The following is a 20,067-nucleotide window of genomic DNA, read 5'->3' on the forward strand; positions in this document are numbered from 1 at the left end:
TAACTGTTAAAAGTTAGAAGTTTCAGCAATCTGTCATTTCGAGGAACGAGAAATCACAACCAGAGAGTTACGAACTGTAAATCATAAAATATAATCTTTGTCAAAGTTCAAAACTTGACAAAGATTTTTTAGTGTATCGACCTAAATCCTTCGACTTCGCTCAGGAGGACAAAACGAAAACATTACAATAAAAAATCATTTTAATCTGAGTAATCTGTGGCAGAAATCTAAAATCTAAAATCAGAACTCTAAAATACAAAGTATGTCTAAACAATTCTCATCATTAGGAATTTCAGCACCAATTTTAAAAGCTTTAAGCGAATTGAATATCGTTGAACCAACAGAAATTCAACAAAAAACAATTCCGTTACTTTTATCTGAAAGTCATGATGTAGTAGGTTTAGCAAAAACCGGAACAGGAAAAACAGCCGCTTTCGGATTGCCATTGTTACAATTAATAGATACAGAAACGGCTATTGTTCAGGCGGTAATTTTGGTACCAACGAGAGAACTAGGACATCAAATATTTAGAAATTTAGAAGATTTTGGAAAACATATTCCAAACATATCTATAGCTTCAACTTGTGGTGGAATCCCCATAAAGCCACAAATTGAGCGACTTACACAGCCAACTCATATTGTTGTTGCAACGCCGGGACGTTTAATCGATTTGATTCAGCGCAAAGCAATTGATTTAAAACAAGCACAATATTTAGTTTTAGATGAAGCCGATGAAATGGTTTCGATTCTAAAAGAAAGCCTCGACGAAATAGTTGCTGAACTTCCTAAAAAACACCGCACTTTATTGTTCTCAGCTACTTTGCCGGGAACAATCAAACAATTGGTTCAGAATTACTTAAACAAAAATGTAGTGCAAATTAGCGCTAGCATGGAAACTGTTGGTAACCAAGGAATTGATCATGAATATATTGTGGTTGACCCAATTGAAAAATTAGATGTTTTAATGCATTTTTTAAATTCAAAAGACGGTGAACGCGGTATTATTTTCTGTAAAACAAAAGCAGCAGTCAATAAATTAGCTAAAAATCTGGCTATAAATCGTTTTTCTTCTGGAGCGCTTCACGGAAGTTTATCTCAGGGAATTCGTGACAGAATAATGGAGCAATTTCGTGAAGGACATATTAATATTCTGGTCGCTACAGATTTAGCAGCAAGAGGAATTGACGTCAAAGAAATATCCTATGTTGTAAATTACCATTTGCCGGATACTTACGAAAACTACGTTCACAGAAGCGGAAGAACGGCAAGGGCAGGAGCAAAGGGACTTTCGCTAACCGTTTTACAACAAGAAGAATTAGTTGAAATTCCGGAATTCGAAAAAGAATTAGGTTTGAAATTTACGGAATTCAAAAAACCTTCAGCCATTAGTTTAGAAGAAAATAATACGCTTTTATGGGCGAAACAAATCTTTAAAACAAAACCAAATCACGATATTTCAACGGATTTAAAAACAAAAGTAAAAACAGTTTTTCATCATCTTACGAAAGACGAACTGATTGAGAAATTGTTAGCCAATTATGTTTTGCAAAACAAGGTTGAAGTAACTGAAAAGCCTGTTAAAAAATTCAAAAAGTAATATTCCAAATTCTTATTTTTCGTGGTTTGTGTTGTATTTTTATAAGTTTATTTTAAACTTGAAAAATACAATACAGTTTATCTATGGAAACTATTGAAATAAGAAAAATTGCTTTAAACGAGATTGATCAGTTACAAAAAATTGGCAGACAAACTTTTCATGATACATTTTCAGAATCAAATTCTGAAGAAAACATGAAAAAATATCTCGACGAAAAATTCTCAATCGAAAAATTGACAGCGGAGCTTAGCAATGAAGACTCTGAATTTTATTTTGCGATTCTGGAAAGTGAAGTGATTGGTTATTTAAAAATTAATTTTGGAGAAACTCAAACAGAATTAAAAGACGAAAAAGCACTTGAAATTGAACGAATTTATGTTTCAAAAGAATTTCACGGAAAAAGAGTAGGGCAATTGCTTTATGAAAAAGCGATTGAGATAGCAAAAAACAAAAAATCAGAATATGTATGGTTAGGCGTTTGGGAAGAAAATCACAGAGCTGTAAGTTTTTATAAAAAGAATGGTTTTGTTGAATTCGACAAACATATTTTTAGACTGGGAACTGACGAGCAAACGGATCTAATGATGAAACTTAAATTGACAAATTAATCCTGAAACATTTTAAAAGAAATCTCGAAAATGGGTTTTGTATGTGGAATTATAATGTTAAATTTATAAAGCTGCGAGAAGCAGAATAGTTTTACTCATAAATCCTATTTAATAAACAACATATATGAAAATAGTCATTATTGGAGGTGGTTTTGCAGGTATAAATCTTGCAAAAGAACTTGTCAACCAGCCCGAAATACAAGTAACGCTTGTAGATAAAAACAACTATAATTTTTTTCCACCACTAATATATCAGGTTGCTACCGCTTTTTTAGAGCCATCAAGCATCAGTTATCCTTTCAGAAAATTTTTTGCAGGTAAAAAAAACCTGGAATTTCGTTTAGGCGAATTACAATCTGTAGTTCCTGCCGAGAAAAAAATAATACTTAACAATGGCGAAGTAACGTATGATTATTTGGTTTTTGCGACTGGCGCAGAAACGAGTTATTTTGGTATGGAAAACGTAATGAAAAACGCTATCCCGATGAAAACCTTAAATGATGCCATCGAAATGCGTAATACATTGCTAAAAAATCTTGAAAAAGCTGCAATTTGCAAAGATATTCGTAAACGTCGTAAATTATTAACGATTGTTGTTGCCGGAGGAGGGCCGACAGGAGTAGAGGTTTCAGGAATGTTTGCTGAAATGCGAAAAAATATCCTGCTTAAAGAATATCCGGAATTAGAAACTTCTGCAAGCAATGTTTATTTGGTTGATGGAGGAGATGCTTTACTGTCACCAATGAGCGAGGCTTCTCAAAAAGATACTCTGGAAGCATTGACAAAATTAGGAGTTGTAGTTAAATTACACAGTCGTGTTACAGATTATATTGATGACACGGTATATTTTGAAAATGGAGAAACCATCAAAACCAAAAATTTAATTTGGGCAGCCGGAGTTTCGGCCAAAGTTTTTGAGGGAATTCCAACAGAAAGTTACGGTCGCGGCCGACGTATGGCAACAGATCAATATAATAAGGTAAACGGACTTGAAAATATTTATGCTATTGGTGATACAGCAATTTTAGCGGGAGATAAAAATTTTCCTGAAGGACATCCGCAAGTGGCTCAGGTTGCTATTCAGCAAGGATTAAATCTGGCTAAAAACTTTAAAGCAATCGTTAAGAACAAACCTCTTAAACCTTTCGCATACAATGACAAAGGTTCTATGGCAATTATCGGAAAAAACAAAGCTGTTGTAGATTTACCAAGTCCAAAATGGCATTTTAAAGGATTTTTTGCCTGGATTATCTGGTTGTTTATTCACTTGATTTCTTTAATAACATACAGAAACAGATTAAAAACTTTTTACAACTGGATGATTGCTTATTTTGCCAGCGATCAATCACTTAGAATGATTATCAGACCGGATAAGAGAAGTTAAATATTAACTTCTAAATTCCAAATTCCAATAAAAAAAGCCAGAATCAAAAATTCTGGCTTTTTTTATTCACGCATTTTGTGTCATTTCGACGAAGGAGACTCGAGCGATAGCGAACAGACGAAGTAAATCACATCCAGAGAGCAACGAACCGGAATTTCGTTATGTGATTTACTTCGTCTGTTCGCTATCGCTCGAGTCTCCTTCGTCGAAATGACAAGATTGTCCTTAATGCCCAACCAAAACATCATCATTTTCAGAAACTTCAACTTTTTCCTTGATAGAACGTTTTCCAACATTCAAAACAACGAAAGCAATTATTGTTGTGGCTGTCATAATAAGAACCATTGGGGTTACAGAATTTTTTACAAAAATTCCAACAGCGAAAGAAGCTAAGGCTCCTAAACCTAACTGAATAGCGCCCATTAAAGCTGAGGCAATTCCGGCATTTTTCGCAAAAGGAGCCATGGTAAGCCCTGCGGTATTGGGGTTTGAGATTCCTAAACAGCCTAAAAACAAGAACAGCATTGCAATAGTTGTGTATAATCCTAATAAGTTATTTGCAGCAAGTATCAGAAAAACAATACTGATGACAGATTGTAAAATTAATGCAGCGAAAATCATTTGCTCGCTTGAAAATCGCTTCAATAAAACTGAATTCAATTGGCTTGAACCAATAAAACTCACAGACATAAAGGCAAAAATCCAACCGTAAGTTTTAGCGTCTACATGATAAATATCCATAAAAATTATAGGAGATGCCGCTACATATGTAAATAAACCTGAAAAAGCTATAGAACCTGTAAAGGCATAAGTATAAAATTGTGGTTCTTTAAGCACTTTTATAAAACCCGAAATAATTGGTTTGGGTTTTAATGAAATCGAAAGATCCGGCTTATAACTATTGGGCAAACCTAATTGTGCGGCAATTAAAATCGCGATTCCCATGAACATTAATATTAAAAAAACCACATGCCAGCCAAAATCTTCGGTAACATAGCCGCCAATTGTTGGCGCTAACATCGGCGAAAGCCCAAGAACAAGCATCAATAATGAAAATACCTTCGGAATGTCTTTTACCGGAAATAAATCTCTAACCATTGCCACTGAAGCTACTGTCGCAGCACAGCTGCCAATTGCCTGAATGAAGCGTAGGAATATAAAAGTATCAATATCAGTAACATAAACACATCCTAAAGAAGCTAAAATATAAACCAGCAAACCAATAAATAATGGCTTTTTACGCCCAAAACGATCGAGTAATGGTCCGTAAAGTAATTGTCCAGCAGAAATTCCAATAAAATAACTCGATAAACTCATTGAAACTTTAGCAACAGTTGTATGTAAATCCTTTGCAATACCAGAAAAACCAGGTAAATACATATCGATAGAAAAAGGACCAAGTGCTGTTAAAGAACCTAAAATCAGAATGAGTTGAATATATTTTTTTGTTGTCATTTTCTTAAAACTTTGCTTTTTATTTCGTGCAAAGATAAATATTTACTACCTTGATACATATAATTATTCAATTTTAAACAAAAAATGGATATTATGTAAGTTTTAAAAATTATTTTGAAACATTAACCAATAAATCTAAAATATGAAAAGATTAACATTACTCTTAGCCCTTATTTTTACTACAATTTCGTTCGCACAATCTATTACAACAAAAATCGAGGATGCAAGTCCAGAACAATACGCATTACTTGAAAAAGTGAACAAATATTATCCGGATATTACGTTAAATAAATCGGTTACAAATTTTTATGCTGATGGAAAAATTATCGACACACAACAAGAATTTAATTTAACGACATCAAAATTTTCCAGCTACAAATTAGGAATTGAACCGGATAATAGAAAATTATTGTTTGAATACGTATCTGAAGAAAGTGGAAAAGTTTACGGAGATGTTCAAATTTTTAAAGGAAATGCTTTAAGAACAACTTTTTCTGAAAAAACGAATCAAATTGAAGTTGCACTAAACGGAAAAGCAGTTTACGTGAAAAAATTTAAGTAAAATTTAATTTTACGATTATTGAAAGCATTCGCTACGGCGGATGCTTTTTTATTTATATTTGAAACCAATATATTTTATAGTTTCATTCTTATGAGAAAAATTATTCTGCTTATCATATTTATTTCTTTTTCTGCACATTCTCAAACAAATCTATTTACCGGAACCTGGAGCAATGAAAATTGCAAAGACTGCAGTAAAAAATATATTTTGAAAATTACTATGGCGCAATCTAATAATAAGATTTTTGGAACTGCTGAAGTTATAAGCGACAACGCAGAACTAAATAGCGGCCTTATGGAAGTTACCGGACATGTTTATGTACTTGGAGAAAAAGCTCAAATTACTATGAAGACCAAAAGCGGTTTATCTGCAGGGGCAACTTTGTATGTAAGTGAAAATATTATTGAGTTTAATAAAAGTGGCGGATCTGATTTGGTTCCTAAAGAAGTTATTTTGAAGAAATTATATGAATAAGAGCTATTATTAGCTTTGTGTATTTTGAAATATAATAGTATTATTGGCAGTATGTCCAAGAAGATGTTAAGAACTTTATCAACATCGATTTTAGTACTATTTTGTAGAAATCTAAAGATATAAAAAAAATATGGACATAAAAAAAACCGTTTTATTGGGGCTTATTTATCGTTTTTAATTTAATCCTTTATAAGGATTTTCGCTATAGACTTCCTTGCCATTTTTATATAATTGAACAAAGTTTTTACTTTTACCTTTTGTTGAAATTTCTAATTTATAAACATTAGAATCGACAAGATATATTGAACCTTTTACTGTTAGATTGCCATTACGTGCGCCATAATTAAGCTCATAATCTAATCTTTTACTATCAGATTGCATAACTATTAAATAATCGTCACATTCATTTGGCGGTTTTTGATATTCAAGATAACTCTCGGCTATCTGCTTTTTATCATCATAAATATTGACAATGCTTGCCGGTCTAGAAAATTCTGGATAATTGACACCAACCATTACCATAAATGCTTGCTGAAGAACCGTTAATTTTTCAGGCGGAGATTGAAAAAATTTCTTTTCCTGAGAATATGAAGAAACACCAAGTAATAAAATAAGTAATAAAGTAATTTTTTTCATGTGGTTTTGTTTGTGAGTTTATAATTACTAAACATTTTCAAATATAGTGTCAATAATTTTAATTTCACTTTGTCAATTGCTATAAAAGAATAAATAGTAAACCTTCGCAATGCTTTTTCCTGAGTGAAACTATTAACTAAAAAATGTTGATAAGTAACTCGATTTGTTAAAATTATGGGTTGCCTAGGAAAGAAGGAAGTAGTAAATTTACCTCTTAAATAAAAAAAGCCCTTTCTCACAAGTGTAAGAGGGCGAATTTCAAATCTAAAATTAATTATTATGAAAACAATCGGTAACCACGATTTTTGTCCCAGTGGAGGGAGCTTCCACAAAATAATTTATAATTTATTAACAACTAAACAAAAATGGATAAAAAATCTATTCTTGAATGGCTAAAAAATTTAACAATTGATTTATGCTGTATGGGCATAATTGAATTTGTTAAATGGCTATTCTTTTAATTTTAATTCTCGAAGACTCGATAGGTACAAACTATCGCGTTTTCTTTTTTATTACTACGGAAACCGTAGTGTTATTTGATAACAGTACCGTTTATCAAATAACTTGCACAAAAATACAACTTTATTTATTTATTTCTAAAAGAAATAATAATTAATTTTTAGACATTTAATTAAATTTAACAAAATGATGTTTTGTGTTAACAGATAAGCCTTTGTAAATTAATACAAAGGCTTATCTATTATATAATCATTATAGTATTGCCGAGAAATGTAATTACCAGTTTTTCGATTGTAAATATTAATGTAGTAATAATCAAATCCGACATTTTTTACACCAGTTGTGTAGATAATATATTGATTTACAAAACTGAACTTTTATAGGTCTTATACTTTTATCTTTATTAAAGATTGTGCAACTGTAAGTTCTACAAGTAACGTTTTAAGGTCATGTCTTATTGATGATTAGTTATACCACAAATGAACTATAATTTATATTATGTAAAATAGAATATTTCAAGAACTCCTCTATAGTAGTTATTTGTGCTAATTTCATTTTAGAATTAAAAGCTTAATCTTTCGAATTCTATATTACTACCTTTCAAATATAATTTCAGATTACTCGATTAAAAGCAAAAAAAATCGTTTAAATCTTTTTAAAATCATAAAAAAATATAACTAATGAATAATAATTATATTCTAACTTAATGCTGTCATTGTAAGAGTTTATTTTATTATTTTTACATTCGATACTTTAAAAAAATTATCAAAACGTATGAATACAATTGCTGAGCATATTGCAGATTTTTTAAAAGAATATCCGCCATTTAACAATTTAACTTTTCAGGAATTATCTGATATTGCAACCAATATTCGTGTTATTAATTTAGAAAAACATGCAGTATTGTTTCAAAACAATGAACCTCTACATGATAGTTTTTATGTAGTGGCTTCCGGTGTTATAAATCTAACTACTATTGCAGACGCTGAAGAAACGCTAATCAATAAATGTCATGAAGGTGATATTTTTGGTTTACGTCCGTTTTTTGCAAAAAACAATTACATGATGACGTCTAAAGCACGTGAGGAAAGCATTGTTTATGCTATTCCAATTGCTGTTTTCAGGCCTTTTGTTGCGAATAATTCAGATGTTTTAAACTTTTTGCTGGAAAGTTTTGCAATAAATTCCAGACATACCAAAGACAATTTAAGTTCTAACGGAAAATTAATTTCTGATACTTCATTTTATGTAGATCAACAGTCAGAAATGCAATATATTCAATCACTTACCTATAATAATTCGCCATTAAAAACAGAACCTAACCGTATTGTTAAGGATGTTGCTATTTTAATGACCGAATCAATGGTTGATAATATTGTCGTTTGCGAAAAAAATCATCCAATTGGTATCGTTACAGATGCTGATTTGTCTTCTAAAATTGCTACAGGCCGCTATCCTATTACTGAAACCATTGACAAAATCATGTCTTCGCCGGTTGTTACGGTATTAGAAAATGTTTCTTTGGCCGAAGCGCAATTATTAATGCTTAAACATAATGTAACCCATTTATGTGTTACCAAAGACGGTACAAGTAAATCTGCTGTAAAAGGAATTATCTCTGAACATGATTTAATTGTGGCTCAGGCCAGTAACCCTGGGGTTTTAATTAAAGAAATCAAGCGTTCGCAGCTTCCAAAAGATTTAAAACAAATACGCGATCGTTTATCAGATTTGATTCAGAATTCGATTCAAAAAAATATTCCGCTTTCGCATGTTAGCAATATTGCGAGCGAAATAAATCTTGCTATTATCAAACGTTCTGTTGAATTGTCTATTTTGGATTTAGGCTCTCCTCCTGCTCGATTCGCATGGTTAAGTATTGGTAGTCAGGGACGTAAAGAGCAACTTTTGCTTACAGATCAGGATAGTATTCTAATATTTGAAGATGTGACTCCTGAAAAGTACAGAGATGTAAAAGATTACTTTTTAAGACTGGCGAAAAGAACGACAGCGATATTAGAAAAAGTAGGTTACGAATTGTGTCCAAACGGACATATGGGAAGTAATATGTTATGGTGTAAGTCATTGAGCGACTGGACAAAACAGTACAACAGCTGGATGAATACTCCAGGTGAAAATAGTAACGATTTAAGTAGTATTTTCTTTGATTACGAGATTGTTTTTGGTGAAGCAAAGATTGAAGAAGCAATAGAAAATGTTATTTTCAAGAATGCGGTAAACAATACTTTATTCTTTGACTTTTTAGGAAATGATGCCTTAAAGAGAAATTCTCCTTTGAGTTTCTTCAAAAAATTTATTGTTGAAGAAGAAGGTCCGAATAAAGGGAAATTTGATATTAAAACTCGCGCCTTAATGCCTTTGATTGATGGAGCACGTTTGTTGATTTTAAATTCAAACATAAAAGGAATTCAAAATACTAATTTGAGATTCAAACAATTAGCAATAACTGATTCTAAAAATGCAGAAATATATTTAAGCTGTGCTGAGGCATTTTTAACTTTATCAAAATTTAGAACTGTTGAAGGGCTGAAAAATGACGATTCGGGACAATATATTAATATTAAAGAAATGTCTAAAACAGACAGAGAGAAATTAAAAAATGCTTTAACACCAATGAAGGATCTTGAGGAATTAATTAAAAGCAAATTTCAACTTACGCAATTCTCATAATATGTTAGACTGGATTAAAAATATAAATAAAGAACATCCTGATTTTTGGAAAGATTATTTAACGAAATTTGAAACAAAGCCTAACAGATTTGTCGTTTTATCTACAGAAACTTCTGGTTTGAACCCTGATAAAGATGTGATTTTATCTTTGGGTGCATTTTCTATAGTAGATGACAGTATTGTAATTAAGGATAGTTTTGAATCTGTATTGCTGCAAACTAATTTTTTGCAGGATAATAACATTTCAAATGAATTTATCATTGAAAGCAAAATGATAAAGATGGAAGAACCGGAAGCAATAGAAAAATTTATCAACTTTATTGGGAATGCAGTTCTTGTTGGTCATCACATTAATTTTGATATCGAAATGCTGAATAGCGCATTAGAACGTCTTGATTGCGGAAGAATAAAAAATGAAGCTTTAGACGTGGATATGATGTACCGTAAATTGATGGACATTAATGACAAACAATTTTCATTGGATGATTTATGTGATATTTTTAAAATCCCGAAAAGCGACAGAAATTCTTCTTCTGAAGATGCTTATAAAATTTCGCTTTTGTTTTTGAAGTTGAAATCGAGATTAGGAATTAAATAATACTGAAAATTTTAAACCATATAGATATATACAGCATTTGTGTCATTTCGACGAAGGAGAAATCACACTAGGAATTCTGTAAAGAATGTTGACAATCTTTGACGAGCTGCGAGTGTGATTTCTCCTTCGTCGAAATGACAAACTTTGAGATAATAAAAAATGCCTCTTAAAATTAAGAGGCATTTTTTATTTCTATTGTTTTAGAGTTAAACTCTTTCCTTCATAATATCTTCTACAACTTCAGGATTTAATAATGTTGAAGTATCTCCAAAATTAGAAAAATCTCCTTCAGCAATTTTACGCAAAATTCTACGCATAATTTTTCCTGAACGTGTTTTTGGTAAACCAGACACAAACTGAATTTTATCTAATTTAGCAATTGGGCCAATGTGATCAGAAATATATTGATTAATCTCTTTAGACAGATTTTCTTTATTTCTAACTTCTCCAGTTTCTTTTAGAATAACAAAACCGTACAAAGCATTTCCTTTAATTTCATGTGGAAATCCAACAATTGCAGATTCTGCAACTGCAGGATGCTCATTAATAGCATCTTCAATAGGAGCTGTTCCTAAATTATGTCCTGAAACAATAACAACATCATCTACTCTACCCGTGATTCTGTAATATCCTACTTCGTCTCTTAAAGCTCCGTCTCCTGTAAAATATTTTCCAGGGAAAGAAGAGAAATACGTGTCTTTGTAACGTTGGTGATCTCCCCAGATAGTTCTGGCGATTCCCGGCCACGGAAATTTAATACATAAACTACCTACAACTTGGTTTCCTTCAATTTCATTGCGTTTTTCATCCATCAAAACAGGTTGAATTCCCGGTAATGGTAAAGTTGCGTAAGTTGGTTTTGTTGGTGTTACAAAAGCAATTGGCGAAATCATGATTCCACCCGTTTCAGTTTGCCACCAGGTATCAACCACCGGACATCTTTTATCTCCTACGTGGTCATTAAACCAGTGCCATGCTTCTTCGTTAATTGGTTCTCCAACAGATCCGATAACTTTAAGCGATTTTAGAGGATATTTTTGGATATAATCTAAACTCTCTTTTGCTAATGAACGAATTGCGGTTGGCGCTGTATAAAATTGTGTGATTTTATGTTTTTCGATAATTTCCCAAAAACGGCTAAAATCCGGATAAGACGGAACTCCTTCAAAAATTACGGTTGTTCCTCCATTTAATAAAGGTCCGTATAAAATATAAGAGTGTCCTGTAATCCAGCCAATATCTGCAGTACACCAAAAAATATCATTTTCTTCGTGACTGAAAACATTTTTAAAGGTATAAGCTGTATAAACCATATATCCGGCTGTAGTATGCACCATTCCTTTTGGTTTACCCGTAGAACCTGAAGTATATAAGATAAATAAAGGATCTTCAGCATCCATAATCTCGGCAACGCTATTATCAATAGCAGCGTCTAATAAAGGCTGCAACCAAACGTCGCGGCCGTCTTTCATCTTCACTTCGTTTTGAGTTCTTTTTACAACCAAAACTTTAGAAACAGTTGGACAAGTATCCAACGCTTCATCAACAATTCCTTTAAGATCAATTGTTTTGTTTCCTCTGTAACCACCATCAGATGTGATCACCATTTTGCATTCGCAATCGTTAATTCTTGCTGTAACTGCTGACGCTGAGAAACCTGCAAAAATAACAGAGTGAATGGCTCCAATTCTTGCGCAGGCTAAAACGGCCACTGCCAATTCTGGAATCATTGGTAAATAAATACAAACACGATCTCCTTTACGAACACCCTGCTCACGCAAAACGTTCGACATTCTTGAAACTCTTTCGTATAATTCATTATACGTTATATGTAAAGCACTTTCTGAAGGATCATTCGGTTCAAAAATAATAGCCGTTTTTTCTCCTCTTTTGCTTAAATGTCTGTCGATGCAATTTTTGGTAATGTTTACCTTAGCTTCCGTAAACCATTTTACTTCGGCTTCAGCCATATTAAAATCTACTACTTTATCCCATTGTTGATACCATGTAAAATTTTCTTCAGCGATCTTCCCCCAAAATTTCCTTGGCTCTCTTATTGACTTATTGTAATGTTTAAAATATTGTTCTAAATTTTCAATTTTATAATAACTCATAGGTAGTCTATTTTTTTTATAAATGTATTAAATCTGTGCGTATTCTTAAAATTATTTAATTCATAAATTTTGTCAAATAAAAACACATTTTAAAAAAAATAACATCTTTTAATGAGTATAATGAAAAAAAATGTATTTTGAACAAAATATGCTTATTGCAAAAAAGGCACGATAAATAAATATCATGCCTTTTAATTTAACAATTTCAATAACAATTAATATTGTAATTCTGTATTACAATGCCGTTACTACTTTGAAATAGCAGCAGCTTTATTAATTAATATAGAAACTTCTACAAGTATATTTTATAACCAAAAATATACCCCATTATTTGGGATTACCTCACTTAACTTTCTTTGTGTGAGAAGTTAAGTGAATGCAATATGCATCTATATCTATATTATTTTAATAAGTGCTTACTAATTCAAAATATTATATAAGGAGAGATACAGCGCAAATCCCAACACAGTCGAATGTGTGGTAATTCCCAATTTATTATCCGATTTTTTTCATTGCAGTCATTGACTCTCTCAACCAAGCTCCTACTTCTTCGATAGGATGTTGACGAATTTCTTTGTTTACTGCTATTAAAACTGCATTATCTACTCCGTTTGAAGTCGAGAATGGTTTTCCTATTATGTTTGTGTCTACTTTTTTCATGAATTCAGTTAATAACGGTTTACACGCATGGTCAAATAAATAACAACCATATTCTGCTGTATCCGAAATAACACGGTTCATTTCAAATAATTTTTTTCTTGCAATTGTATTAGCGATTAATGGCAATTCGTGTAATGACTCATAATAAGCTGATTCTTCGATGATTCCGGCTTCTGTCATGGTTTCGAAAGCTAATTCTACACCCGCTTTAACCATTGCAATCATTAAAACTCCGTTGTCAAAATATTCTTGTTCCGGAATTGCTGCTTCTTGCGGTGCTGTTTTTTCGAAATTCGTTTCTCCGGTTGCAGCTCTCCATTTCAATAAGTTAACATCATCGTTAGCCCAGTCAACCATCATTGTTCTTGAGAATTCTCCAGAAATAATATCATCCTGGTGTTTTTGAAATAACGGACGCATGATGTCTTTTAATTCATCTGCAAGCTCGTAAGCTTCAATTTTTGCAGGGTTTGATAAACGGTCCATCATATTTGTGATACCTCCGTGTTTCAAAGCCTCTGTGATAGTTTCCCATCCGTATTGAATTAATTTCGAAGCATATGCTTTATCAATTCCTTTTTCAACCATTTTATCAAAACATAAAATAGATCCGGTTTGCAATAATCCGCAAAGGATTGTTTGCTCGCCCATTAAATCTGATTTTACTTCAGCTACAAATGATGATTTTAAAACTCCTGCTTTATGCCCACCAGTTGCTACAGCGTAAGCTTTTGCCTGATCTAAACCAAAACTGTTTGGGTCATTTTCCGGGTGAACTGCGATAAGCGTTGGCACACCAAATCCTCTTTTGTATTCTTCACGAACCTCAGAACCAGGACATTTAGGAGCACACATTATTACAGTAATATCTTTACGAATCTGCATTCCTTCTTCAACAATATTAAAACCGTGAGAATAGGCTAATGTAGATCCTTGTTTCATTAAAGGCATAATAGCGGTAACAACCGAAGTATGTTGTTTATCCGGAGTTAAGTTACAAACTAAATCAGCAGTTGGAATTAACTCTTCATATGTACCTACTTTAAAACCATTTTCAGTTGCATTTTTATATGAAGCTCTCTTTTCTGCAATTGCATCTGCACGCAATGCATAAGAAATATCTAAACCAGAATCTCTCATATTTAAACCTTGATTCAAACCTTGTGCACCACATCCTACAATGACAACTTTTTTTCCTGCTAATGCTGAAATTCCGTCTGCAAATTCTGATTGCTCCATAAATTCGCAAACGCCTAATTGTTCTAATTGTAATCTAAGTGGTAGTGTGTTGAAATAATTTGCCATTTTGTTTTAAAATATTTAATGAAATAAAATTTAATAATTGATTTATAATTTTGCGATCTAAACCGCGATTTGGGTTATTATTTGAATGTTTCCAGTAAAGTTGAAATTTCCATTTTTTCTTTAGAAACTGATATTCTTCCCGAACGTACAAATTGCATAATGCCGTAAGGTTTGAATTTTTCGTACAATTCTTCAATTTCAGAACGTCTTCCTGATTTTGAAATCACGAAGAAATCTCGAGAAACGGTTACAATTGTAGACTGACTGTCTTTGATGATATTCTGAATTTGCTTCTCATCAAACAATAAACTTGAAGCAATTTTGAATAATGCATTCTCCAAATAAATTGTTTCTTCATCTGTATGATAAAATGCTTTTATAACTTCAATTTGTTTTTCAATCTGACCCACAATATTCTGAACCCATTTCTCTGTTGTCTCTACAACAATAATAAATCTTGAAACATTATCTATTTCTGATTCTGAAACGTTTAGACTTAATATGTTAATGTGACGCTTTAAGAATATTCCTGATATTCTATTCAACAATCCAACGTTATTTTCTGAATATACCGATATGGTAAATGTTTTATCTTCCATTTGTTTTTTAGTTTGTTTTGTTTCAAGTTTCAGGTTTCACGTTACTGAGAACTTGAAACTTGAAGCTTAAAACTTGAAACTTCTATTTTAGCTTAATCTAATTTCTGAAACACATGCTCCTGTTGGAATCATTGGGAAAACGTTGTTTTCTTTTTCGACCATAACTTCTAAGAAATAAGAATCTTTTGAAGCCAGCATCTCTGCTACAGCTGCATCAAGATCTTCTCTTTGTGAAACTTTTTTAGATTTAATATGATAACCTTCCGCAATCGCGACAAAATTTGGATTGATCATTTTTGTTGAAGCATATCTGTTGTCAAAAAACAATTCCTGCCATTGACGCACCATTCCTAAAAACTCATTGTTTAAAACCACAATTTTTACCGGAACTTTGGTTTGAAAAATGGTTCCTAATTCCTGAATCGTCATCTGGAAACCACCATCACCAATAATAGCGACAACTTCACGATCCGGTCTTCCCATTTTAGCTCCAATTGCAGCTGGAAGAGCAAATCCCATTGTTCCTAAACCTCCGGAAGTAATATTACTTTTGGTTGTATTAAATTTCGCGTAACGACATGCAAACATTTGGTGCTGACCAACATCTGAAACGATAATTGCATCGCCTTTTGAGTGTTTGTTGATCATTTCAAGTGTTTCTCCCATCGAAATACCTTTACCATTTGTTGGATTAAGTTCTTCAGTAATAACTGTTTCTACTTCAATTTTATGTAATTCCTTGAATTCGTTATGCCATAAATCGTGTGATTTTGCGTCAATTAGAGGTAATAAAGCGTTTAAAGCTTCTTTTACATCGCCTAGAACGGCAACTTCTGTTTTTACGTTCTTATCAACTTCGGCTGGATCAATTTCAAAGTGAATTACTTTTGCCTGTTTGGCATATGTTTTTAAATTTCCTGTAACACGGTCGTCAAAACGCATTCCCAAAGCAATTAAAACATCACATTCGTTAGTCAGCATATTAGGTCCATAATTTCCGTGCATTCCAAGCATACCAACGTTTAATGGATGATCTGTAGGCAAAGCAGAAAGACCTAAAATAGTCCATCCTGCCGGAATTCCTGATTTTTCAATCAATGCTTTTAGTTGTTCTTCGGCCTGACCGAGAATAATTCCCTGACCAAAAACAATAAAAGGTTTTTTTGCATTATTGATGATTGCTGCAGCTTCGGCAACTTTGTCTAATTTTAATTTTGAAACCGGTACATAACTTCTAATTCCGGTACATTTTTCATAACTAAATTCAAACTCATCAAACTGAGCATTTTTAGTAATGTCGATTAATACAGGACCCGGACGACCAGAACGGGCGATGTAGAAAGCTTTTGCAATGATTTCCGGAATTTCAGAAGCTTCAGTTATCTGGTAATTCCATTTTGTAACCGGAGTCGAAATTCCGATAATATCCGTTTCCTGAAATGCATCAGAACCCAATAAATGTTTCCCAACCTGCCCTGTAATACAAACCATTGGCGTTGAATCGATTTGAGCATCGGCAATTCCGGTAACCAGATTTGTTGCTCCCGGTCCTGAAGTTGCAATTGCTACTCCTACTTTTCCTGTAGCTCTGGCGTAACCTTGCGCAGCGTGTGTTGCACCTTGTTCGTGGCGTACTAAAACGTGGTGTAACTGATCCTGAAATTTATATAATTCGTCGTAAACCGGCATGATTGCTCCTCCCGGATAACCATAAACCAGGTCCACTCCTTCTTCTAATAAACATCTTATAACGGCTTCTGCCCCTGATATTTTCATAGTATATTTTTTTTATCAATGTCAATTAAAAAACAATTGCAATTGATTTTTGTTTTTTTATAATTAATTATCAGTAACGCAACCTGTTGATGCGCTTGAAACCGATCTGGCATATTTAAGTAAAACTCCTTTTGTGACTTTTAACGGCGGTTGAACCCAGGCCGCTTTTCGAGCTGCAAATTCTTCGTCAGATATTTTCAGGTTGATTGTATTTTTTACAGCATCGATAGCAATCAAATCTCCATCTTTAACTAAAGCAATACCACCACCGTCATAAGCCTCTGGTGTGATGTGTCCTACGACAAAGCCATGTGAACCTCCGGAGAATCTGCCGTCTGTGATAAGAGCACAAGTGCTTCCTAATCCGGCTCCAATAATCGCAGATGTAGGTTTAAGCATTTCAGGCATTCCCGGACCACCTTTTGGTCCACAATACCTGATGACGACTACATTTCCTGGTTTTATTTTTCCGGCTTCAAGACCTGGAATTACTTCAAATTCTCCTTCAAAAACAACCGCAGGACCTTCAAAATATTCTCCTTCTTTTCCGCTGATTTTTGCTACAGCACCTTCAGAAGCAAGATTTCCGTATAAAACCTGAATATTTCCTGTCGGTTTTAAAGCTTTATGAATTTCATGAATCACTTGTTGTCCATCTTGTAAATCAGGTACAGAAGCTAAATTTTCAGCTACTGTTTTTCCTGTTACTGTCAAACAATCTCCATGAATTAAACCTACGCTTAATAAATATTTCATTACTGAAGGAATTCCGCCGGCAGCGTGAATATCTTCCATCATATATTTACCACTTGGTTTCATGTCAGCCAATACCGGTGTTCTATCATTAATTGCCTGAAAATCATCCAGCGTAATTTTAATATCTACAGCATGAGCCATTGCAATTAAGTGCATAACGGCATTTGTAGAACCTCCCAAAACTGCTACAATTGTAATAGCATTTTCAAAAGCTTTGCGCGTCATGATATCTTTCGGCTTAATATCTTTTTCTAATAAAATTTTAATAGCAGCTCCGGCAGCAAGACATTCGTCTCTTTTTTCCTGACTCAAAGCAGGATTTGAAGAGCTATATGGCAAACTCATTCCTAATGCTTCGATTGCAGACGACATTGTATTTGCAGTGTACATTCCGCCACAAGCACCAGCTCCCGGACATGCATTTTGAATTACACCTTTAAAATCTTCCGGCGTAATTTCGTTTTTTACTTTTTTTCCTAAAGCTTCAAAAGCAGAAACAATATTCAAAGATTCTCCCTTCCATTTTCCGGAATGAATTGATCCTCCGTACACCATAAGAGACGGGCGATTTAATCTTCCCATTGCGATTAACGCTCCGGGCATATTTTTATCACAACCAGGAATTGCGATGATACTGTCGTACCATTGTGCTCCTGCAACTGTCTCAATAGAATCTGCAATTACATCACGTGAAACCAATGAAAAACGCATTCCTTCAGTTCCGTTCGAAATTCCGTCACTTACACCAATGGTATTAAAAATAAGTCCGACCAGATCTACATCCCAAACACCTTTTTTAACATCTTTTGCTAAATCATTTAAGTGCATGTTGCAAGTGTTACCATCGTAACCCATGCTCACAATACCTACTTGTGCTTTTTTTAAATCTTCTTCAGTTAAACCAATACCGTACAACATGGCTTGCGCTGCAGGTTGTGTCTGATCTTGAGTGATGGTTTTGCTGTACTTATTTAATTCCATTATGTAATATTTATTTTAATTTTTTATTCAAAAAAAAACCTTCCAGTATTTGGAAGGTTTGTCATATAGTTTTTCAATTATATTTATACCATTCCCGCTGCAGATGTGCTAAACACATTGACAACAACGACAGAAGTAATAATAATTGAGATTTGCATTTTTATTTTTTTAGTGATTCAAAAGTATGAAAACTTTAAGAACTAAAAAAAATAAAATCTCAACATTTACAGTACTTCTTGTTATTTATTTCAAAATTTTAATAAAAAACTTAAACAATTGTCGATTGACCAATGCTAACGTTGTCATTATTAAAATATAGCAAATCATCTTTACTAAAAATGAAGTTAGAAACAAACTCCCCTACTTCATTTGTGCCAAATTTAGAATCTGGTTTAAGATCTACTGTAACTACTTTGTATTCAATTGCTTTTTCTACCGCTTTATAAATTACATTAGCTTCTTTAGTTAACCCAAAATGTTCTAACAAAAGGGCTGCTGCTAAAATCGAAGCAATCGGATTGGCAATATTTTTTCCTTTTGCCTGAGGATAAGATCCGTGAATTGGCTCAAACAAAGCATTTTTTTCTCCTATAGATATTGATGGCAGTAAACCAATAGATCCAGTTATTACACTGGCTTCATCAGATAATATATCTCCAAACAAATTCTCAGTTAAAATCACATCAAATTGTTTTGGATTTAAGATTAACTGCATTGCTGCATTATCCACAAATAAGAAATCAAGCTTAACATCAGGATAATTTTCGCCCACTTTCTGAACTACTTTTCTCCATAATCTAGAGGTTTCCAAAACGTTTGCTTTGTCAACCATCGTTAACTTTTTACGTCGGTTTTGTGCCGATTTAAAAGCTAAATGTGCAATTCTGGTAATTTCTTCTTCTGAATATTCACATAAATCCGAAGCATGTGTTCCTTCTTCATTCAATGTTTTTGCTCCAAAATAAGCGCCACCTGTTAATTCTCTAAAAATGGTAAAATCAGCTCCTTCAATAATTTCTCTTTTTAAAGGAGAAGCGTCAATCAAGGCTTTATAAGGTTTAATAGGACGAATATTCGCAAACAAACCAAGCTCTTTACGAAGTTTCAACAATCCCTGCTCCGGACGAACTTTTGCATTTGGGTTGTTATCATATTTTGGATCACCAATAGCACCAAGCAGGACAGCATCTGTATTTAAACAAAGATTTAGCGTTTGTTCCGGCAACGGACTTCCTGTTTTGTCAATGGCGATGGCACCCATGAGCGCTTCTTCAAAAACAAATTCATGATTGTACACTTCGCCAATGGCGTATAATGCTTTTTTGGCTTGTAAAATTACTTCCGGTCCAATTCCGTCTCCTGGTAAAACTGCTATTTTCAAATTCATAACGTCTCGTTCTTTATGTATTTAA

15 protein-coding genes are annotated in these 20,067 nt (G+C 33.1%); 7 read left to right on the forward strand and 8 right to left on the reverse strand.

Going from position 1 to position 20,067, the window contains the following annotated elements:
• The first annotated feature begins 262 nt into the window (after positions 1–262).
• From EV143_RS16780 to EV143_RS16790, 3 genes are all read left to right on the forward strand, one after another.
• On the forward strand, positions 263–1,597 hold the full coding sequence (locus tag EV143_RS16780; RefSeq protein ID WP_133509099.1) for a DEAD/DEAH box helicase: 1,335 nt from the start codon (positions 263–265) through the stop codon (positions 1,595–1,597).
• Between the two features lie 83 nt (positions 1,598–1,680).
• Complete coding sequence (locus EV143_RS16785) at positions 1,681–2,205, forward strand: GNAT family N-acetyltransferase (protein ID WP_133509100.1); 525 nt, start codon at positions 1,681–1,683, stop codon at positions 2,203–2,205.
• Between the two features lie 124 nt (positions 2,206–2,329).
• Positions 2,330–3,589, forward strand: coding sequence for an NAD(P)/FAD-dependent oxidoreductase (locus EV143_RS16790; protein ID WP_133509101.1), 1,260 nt, complete (start codon positions 2,330–2,332; stop codon positions 3,587–3,589).
• Between the two features lie 225 nt (positions 3,590–3,814).
• Here the strand turns inward: EV143_RS16790 and EV143_RS16795 are convergent, their stop codons facing one another.
• Positions 3,815–5,044, reverse strand: coding sequence for a multidrug effflux MFS transporter (locus EV143_RS16795; RefSeq protein WP_133509102.1), 1,230 nt, complete (start codon positions 5,042–5,044; stop codon positions 3,815–3,817).
• A gap of 142 nt (positions 5,045–5,186) precedes the next feature.
• On the opposite strand from EV143_RS16795, the gene EV143_RS16800 reads away from it, so the two are divergent.
• Together EV143_RS16800 and EV143_RS16805 are read left to right on the forward strand one after the other, a co-directional pair.
• The gene (locus EV143_RS16800) at positions 5,187–5,606 is read left to right on the forward strand and encodes a hypothetical protein (protein WP_133509103.1); all 420 of its coding nucleotides are present in this window, start codon (positions 5,187–5,189) and stop codon (positions 5,604–5,606) included.
• Positions 5,607–5,696: 90 nt separating this feature from the next.
• Positions 5,697–6,080 carry a hypothetical protein gene (locus EV143_RS16805; protein ID WP_133509104.1) on the forward strand — a complete coding sequence of 128 codons (384 nt, stop codon included), beginning with the start codon at positions 5,697–5,699 and terminating at the stop codon, positions 6,078–6,080.
• A gap of 174 nt (positions 6,081–6,254) precedes the next feature.
• Here the strand turns inward: EV143_RS16805 and EV143_RS16810 are convergent, their stop codons facing one another.
• On the reverse strand, positions 6,255–6,716 hold the full coding sequence (locus tag EV143_RS16810; RefSeq protein ID WP_133509105.1) for a hypothetical protein: 462 nt from the start codon (positions 6,714–6,716) through the stop codon (positions 6,255–6,257).
• Between the two features lie 1,233 nt (positions 6,717–7,949).
• On the opposite strand from EV143_RS16810, the gene EV143_RS16815 reads away from it, so the two are divergent.
• Positions 7,950–9,866, forward strand: coding sequence for a DUF294 nucleotidyltransferase-like domain-containing protein (locus EV143_RS16815; RefSeq protein WP_133509106.1), 1,917 nt, complete (start codon positions 7,950–7,952; stop codon positions 9,864–9,866).
• A gap of 1 nt (position 9,867) precedes the next feature.
• Positions 9,868–10,464, forward strand: coding sequence for a 3'-5' exonuclease (locus EV143_RS16820; protein ID WP_133509107.1), 597 nt, complete (start codon positions 9,868–9,870; stop codon positions 10,462–10,464).
• Between the two features lie 206 nt (positions 10,465–10,670).
• Here EV143_RS16820 and acs read toward each other — a convergent pair whose 3' ends face one another.
• From acs to leuB, 6 genes are all read right to left on the reverse strand, one after another.
• On the reverse strand, positions 10,671–12,578 hold the full coding sequence (gene acs / locus EV143_RS16825; protein WP_133509108.1) for an acetate--CoA ligase: 1,908 nt from the start codon (positions 12,576–12,578) through the stop codon (positions 10,671–10,673).
• A 495-nt stretch (positions 12,579–13,073) separates the two neighbouring features.
• The gene (ilvC, locus tag EV143_RS16830) at positions 13,074–14,543 is read right to left on the reverse strand and encodes a ketol-acid reductoisomerase (protein ID WP_133509109.1); all 1,470 of its coding nucleotides are present in this window, start codon (positions 14,541–14,543) and stop codon (positions 13,074–13,076) included.
• Between the two features lie 77 nt (positions 14,544–14,620).
• Positions 14,621–15,142, reverse strand: coding sequence for an acetolactate synthase small subunit (gene ilvN / locus EV143_RS16835; RefSeq protein ID WP_059115380.1), 522 nt, complete (start codon positions 15,140–15,142; stop codon positions 14,621–14,623).
• Positions 15,143–15,229: 87 nt separating this feature from the next.
• Positions 15,230–16,918, reverse strand: a complete 1,689-nt coding sequence (gene ilvB, locus EV143_RS16840) for a biosynthetic-type acetolactate synthase large subunit (protein ID WP_133509110.1) — start codon at positions 16,916–16,918, stop codon at positions 15,230–15,232.
• 63 nt (positions 16,919–16,981) lie between these two features.
• Positions 16,982–18,655, reverse strand: a complete 1,674-nt coding sequence (gene ilvD / locus EV143_RS16845) for a dihydroxy-acid dehydratase (protein WP_133509111.1) — start codon at positions 18,653–18,655, stop codon at positions 16,982–16,984.
• A gap of 268 nt (positions 18,656–18,923) precedes the next feature.
• On the reverse strand, positions 18,924–20,042 hold the full coding sequence (gene leuB / locus EV143_RS16850) for a 3-isopropylmalate dehydrogenase (protein WP_133509112.1): 1,119 nt from the start codon (positions 20,040–20,042) through the stop codon (positions 18,924–18,926).
• Between the last annotated feature and the right edge of the window lie 25 nt (positions 20,043–20,067).

Source organism: Flavobacterium chryseum (assembly GCF_004362015.1).
Classification (GTDB): Bacteria; Bacteroidota; Bacteroidia; order Flavobacteriales; family Flavobacteriaceae; genus Flavobacterium.